Origin of the sequence: Streptomyces griseorubiginosus (assembly GCF_017614965.1) — a bacterium.
GTDB lineage: Bacteria > Actinomycetota > Actinomycetes > Streptomycetales > Streptomycetaceae > Streptomyces > Streptomyces griseorubiginosus_B.
Genome location: NZ_WVUG01000447.1, coordinates 1 through 5,521, shown reverse-complemented (window position 1 = coordinate 5,521; position 5,521 = coordinate 1). Strand labels below are relative to the sequence as shown.

Below are 5,521 nucleotides of genomic sequence, written 5' to 3'. Positions count from 1 at the left end.
CCGCTGCCCTGGGCCGGCCCCCCGTACGGCGGGCCCGGCCCCGGCGACCCGCAAGAGTCGCCCGGCCAACCGCCCACGACCCGCGACCAAGGACCCGACGATGATGACCAGTAGGCCTGACGGACCGGGCAAGATCGTCACGTTCTATTCGTTCAAGGGTGGCACCGGACGCACCATGGCGCTGGCCAACGTGGGCTGGATCCTCGCGAGCGCGGGCCACCGGGTGCTGCTGGTGGACTGGGACCTCGAGGCGCCCGGTCTGCATCGGTACCTCCACCCGCTGCTGGTCGACCCCGAACTGCGCTCCTCCAACGGCCTGATCAACATGGTGCAGTCCTATGTGCGCACCGTGATCAGCCGCGCGGAGCCCCCGGCGCGCGCGGGCGCCGGCAGCGGCCCCGGACCGCACCCCGCGGCGGCGGACGGGACCGAGGGCTGGCTGCGCGACGCCGCGGACCCGGCGCCGTACACCGTGGGACTGATGCTGGAGCAACCCTCCGGGGGGCGGCTGGACTTCCTGCCCGCCGGACGGCAGTCGGCCGCCTACTCCGCCGCCGTCACCAGCTTCAACTGGCACACCTTCTACAACGACCTCGGTGGCGGCCACTTCCTGCAGGCCCTGCGGGAGCGGATGATCGCCTCCTACGACTACGTCCTCATCGACAGCAGGACCGGCGTGAGCGACACGAGCGGCATCTGCACCGTTCTGCTACCCGACGTCCTCGTCGACTGCTTCACCATGAACGCCCAGAACATTCGCGGCGGAGTGGAGGCGGCAGCCACCGTCCGGCACTCCGCGCCCCGCCCCATCAAAGTGCTCCCGGTCCCTATGCGCGTCGAGGAGGCCGAGACCGAGCGGCTGGAGGCCGGACGGGACTACTGCCGCAGCGAGTTCGATCCTTTCCTGGACTGGCTGCCGGAGGAGGACCGCACCCGCTACTGGGGCGAGATCGAGGTGCCCTACAAGGCGTTCTACGCCTACGAGGAGATCCCGGCCACCGTCGCCGACCGGCCCCGCCAGGAGCGTTCCCTGCTCACCGCCTTCGTGCGGCTCACCGACTGGATCTCGGAGGGCCGGGTGACCCGTTTCACCCCGCTGCCCGCGGACCGACGCACGGAACTGCGCACCGCCTACCTGCGCGCCCCCCGCGCCCTGCCCACCCAGATCTACATCAGCTACGCGCCGCTGGGCCGGATGTGGGCCGAATGGGCCGCCGAGGTCCTGGAGTCCGTCGGCTACCAGGTCTCCCTGCACAGCACGGTCGGACCGGACGGCGCCGTGCTGCCCGAGGTGGCCGGCACCCTGGGCGGCCTGGGCCGGGTGCTGGCCCTGCTGTCGCCGGAGTACGCGGACCAGTCCCGGGCCGCCGCGATCCGCTCGCAGCTGGCCGGACACGACACGACAGCAGGTCCCGGCCTGGTCGCCGTCCGCCTCCAGGAACTCGACCCGGCCGCCGCTGAGGCGTATTTCGACAGCGTCGCCGCCGACCTCAGCCGTTGCGGCGCCGCCGATGCCTTCGACCAGCTCCTCGTCGCCCTCGGGCCGCCGCCGGGCCGCCGCCTCTCCGACGGCTCCACGCCGCCGCTGGGCACGGCCCTGCCGATCTTCCCCGGGACGATACCGGCGGCCCTTCGACTGCCCTCCCGCCATCTCGGCTTCGTCGGGCGCGGTCCGCTCCTGGAGCGACTGCGCGACCACTTCACCGCCGGACCCACAGCCGCCGTGACCAGCCAGGCGCTGTACGGACTCGGCGGCATGGGCAAGACCCAGACCGCCCTGGAGTACGCACACCGCTACCGGGCCGCCTATGACGTGGTCTGGTGGATGAACGCCGCCCAGCCCGGCCTGATCCGCTCCGCGCTGGCCGACCTCGCCCCCGACCTCGGCCTGGAACGCGGCGAGGACGTGGGCTCCACCGCCGAGACCGTGCTGCGAGCCCTCGCCCAGGGACGGCCGTACGGCCGCTGGCTGCTGGTGTACGACAACGCCGGCAGCCCCACCGAACTCGACGGGCTCATTCCGGAGGGGCCGCCCGGCGGGCATGTGCTGATCACCTCGCGGGACCGGGCCTGGGTCAACAGCGTGGGCCGGGCCGAGGTCGAGGTCTTCACCCGCGCGGAGAGCGTCGAGGTGCTGCGCCGGTCCAACCCGCGGCTCGCCGTCGGGGACGCCGAGCAGATCGCCCACGAACTCGGCGACCTGCCGCTCGCGGTGGGACAGGCGGCTGTCTGGCTCAGTCAGAGCAGCATGCCGGTTGACATCTACCTCACCCGGCTGCGCGACCGCCCCACGGACATCCTCGAACATACCCCCCTTCCGCCCCGGGAGTACCCCACCTCGGCCGCCCGCACCTGGCAGATCACGGTGGACGACTTGCGCGAGAGCAACCCGGCCGCCGTCGAGATGCTGGAGATCTGCTCCTTCTTCGGCCCTGATCCGATCCCCATGCGGCTCCTCTACAGCCGGGCCGTCACCCGGGCCCTCGCCATCGACGCCGCCGAAGCCGACGTGGCCGTCGCCAAGTTGCTGCGGGCCCTCAACCGCTTCGGGCTGGCCCGCTTCGACCGGGGCAGCGAGACCCTCACCGTGCACCGGCTGATCCAGGCAGTCGTCCGGGACGGCGTCGGCACGCAGCGCTGGCAGGAACTGCGCAGGGTGGTCCACACCGCGTTGGTGGACGCCAAGCCCCGTGATCCGGACGCCACCACGGACTGGGCCGAGTTTGACGAACTCCTGCCCCACCTCGAGCCCTCGCGTGCGGCCGCCGACCCCGATCCCGAGGTCCGTCGGCTCATCATTCACTCCGTGCGCTACCTGTGGCGCCGCAGCCTCTACGACACCGCCCTGGACCTAGCCGAACGCACCCTGGAACGCTGGGGCCGGCCGGACTTCTCCGGTGCCGGCTCCGACGACACGCAGACCCTGCTGCTGCGCACCCAGCTCGGCAACGTGCTGCGCTCACAAGGTCGGTTCGTGGCGGCGTACCAGACGAATTCGGACGTACTGCAGCGCCTCACCGCGACCAAGGGGGGCGACCACCCGGACACCCTCGCCGCGGCCGGCAACGTCGGCGCCGACCTGCGCGCCCTCGGCCGCTACCAGGAGGCCCGCGAACTGGACCGCAACACCCACCGGATGGCGCTCCGGGAGTTCGGCGAGGACGATCGGCGGACGCTGATATACGCCAACAACCTGGGCATGTCGGAGTACCTGGCGGGTGACCGCCGGGCCGCCCTGGAACTGCACCGCGCGGCCTACGAACGACAGCGGGAGAACCAGGGAGCGTTGAAGCCGACCACCCTCAACTACGCCAACAACTACGCCCGCGACCTGCGGGAGACCGGACAACTCCGTGCAGCACTGGAGCTGTTGGAGACGACCACCCGTCTCTACCACCAGGTCCTCGGCGACGGACACAGCGACACCCTGCGGGCCCGCAAGAACCTGGCCGTCGCTCTGCGCCGGGACGGCCGCTACTCCGAGGCCCGGGACGTCGACCAGGACATCTACGAGCGCTGCATCGGCACCCACGGCCTCGACCACTACGACACCCTCGCCGCCGCCTGCAACCTGGCCAGCGACCTCGCCGCGCTCGGTGACCCGATGCGGGCGCTGGAGCTGGCCGAGAAGGCGCTCGGCCGTTACAAGGACTACCTGGGCGAGGAACACCCGGTCACCTTGGTCTGTGCCAGCAACATGACGGTGTACCTGGGCGTGCTGGGCCGCCCGGACGAGGCGCTCGCGTCCTCGGGACGCACCATGGAACAGCTGGTCCAGGTCCTCGGGGCGTCCCACCCGTACACCTTCAGCTGTGGCCTCAACCACGCCAACGACCTGATCGCCGCCGGCCGGACGGAGGAGGCCGCGCAGCAGGAGACCCGGGCCCGCGAGGGTCTGCTCGCGGCCCTCGGCGCCGACCACTACGACGTCATCGGCGCCACCTCCAACCTTTCTCTCACTCTGCGCACCCTCGGCCGTACGACGGAGGCGGACCGACTGCACCGCGACGCCCTGGACCGCGCGCAGCGCACCCTGGGGGCGCAGCACCCGACGACACTGGCCGTCGCGGCCGGGATCCGGCTGGACTCCGACATCGAACCGCCGACCATCTGAGCCGCCCGGCGGCCGACGCCGCCGGCGGACCCGGCAGTTGACGGGTTGTAGGATGCGGGCACCCGCCGAGCCCCGGCCCGGCACCGGTGCGATCCAGCGAGGCTGGCCCCATGGTCCCCTTCCGGCAGTTCCTGCTGAAGATCCACAGCCGCTGCAACCTCGCGTGCGACTACTGCTACGTGTACGAGTCGGCGGACCAGAGCTGGCGCGACCGCCCCCGGGTCATGGACCCCCGCACCGTGCGGCGCACGGCGGCCCTCATCGCCGGGCACGCCCGGGACCACGGTCTGGGCGAGGTGCATGTCGTGCTGCACGGCGGCGAGCCCCTGCTGGTGGGCGCCGCCCGGCTGGACGCGCTGCTCGGTGAGCTCGCCGACGCCCTGGCCGGGGTGGCGGACCTGCGGCTCACCCTGCAGACCAACGGGCTGCGGCTCGTCGAGGACCCGGCGCTGCTGCCGGTGCTGGCCCGGCACGGGGTGCGGATCGGGGTCAGCCTCGACGGCACCGCCGCCACCCACGACCGGCACCGGCGGCGTCCCGACGGGCGGGGCAGCCACGCGGGGGTCGCCCGGGCCCTGCGGCTCCTCGCCGACGGTCCGTACCGCCCGCTGTACGCCGGGCTGCTGTGCACCGTCGACCTGGCCGCCGACCCGGTGGAGACCTACGAGGCCCTGCTCGAGTTCGCCCCGCCGCGTCTGGATCTGCTCCTTCCGCACGGCACCTGGCACACCCCGCCGCCCGGACTGGCCGGCCGCACCGTCCTGCCCCCGACGGCGCCCGGAGCCGAGCCGGGGGAGCCGGTGCCGTACGCGCGCTGGCTCTGTGCGGTCTTCGACCGCTGGTACGGCGCGCCCCGCCGGGAGACCGGGATCCGGTTCTTCGAGGAGATCGCGGCCCTGCTGCTCGGCGGCACCGCCCGCAGCGAAGCGGTCGGACTCGCCCCGGTCGACCTGGTCGTGGTCGAGACCGACGGGACCATCGAACAGGCCGACTCCCTGAAGGTCGCCTACGACGGCGCCCCGGCCACCGGCCTCGACGTCTTCACGCACAGCTTCACCGACGCCGCCCGCCACGAGGCGTTCCGGGCCCGGCAGCGGGGGCGGGCCGGGCTGGCCCCCGTGTGCGCGGCCTGCCCGCGTTCGGCGGTCTGCGGCGGAGGCCTGTACGCCCACCGCTACCGCCCGGGTGCCACGCCGACCCCGTTCGCGGCGCCGTCCGTGTACTGTCCCGACCTCGCCGCCCTGATCGACCACATCACCACCCGCCTGCACCGGGACCTCACCACACTGGGAGCGGCGAGCCGACCGGCCCCGAGATGACCCGCCACGCCGCCACCCCGCCATCCCGCCGCACGCGCCCGTGCCGCCCGTGTCCGTCCCGTCCGTGAGGAGCGAGCCCGTCGTGCCT

2 protein-coding genes are annotated in these 5,521 nt (G+C 73.0%); both read left to right on the top strand.

The window, feature by feature from the left end; all coding sequences use genetic code 11:
* Positions 1 to 103 precede the first annotated feature (103 nt).
* Positions 104 to 4,114 carry an FxSxx-COOH system tetratricopeptide repeat protein gene (gene fxsT, locus GRC12_RS41475; protein WP_208785619.1) on the top strand — a complete coding sequence of 1,337 codons (4,011 nt, stop codon included), beginning with the start codon at positions 104 to 106 and terminating at the stop codon, positions 4,112 to 4,114.
* A 110-nt stretch (positions 4,115 to 4,224) separates the two neighbouring features.
* Positions 4,225 to 5,433, top strand: a complete 1,209-nt coding sequence (locus GRC12_RS41470; RefSeq protein ID WP_208785618.1) for an FxsB family cyclophane-forming radical SAM/SPASM peptide maturase — start codon at positions 4,225 to 4,227, stop codon at positions 5,431 to 5,433.
* The last annotated feature ends 88 nt before the right edge of the window (positions 5,434 to 5,521 follow it).

Excerpts from the sequence above, each read along its gene's own strand:
- GRC12_RS41470 (WP_208785618.1), top strand. The coding sequence starts at position 4,225 with ATGGTCCCCTTCCGGCAGTTCCTGCTGAAGATCCACAGCCGCTGCAAC.
- fxsT (WP_208785619.1), top strand. The coding sequence starts at position 104 with ATGACCAGTAGGCCTGACGGACCGGGCAAGATCGTCACGTTCTATTCG.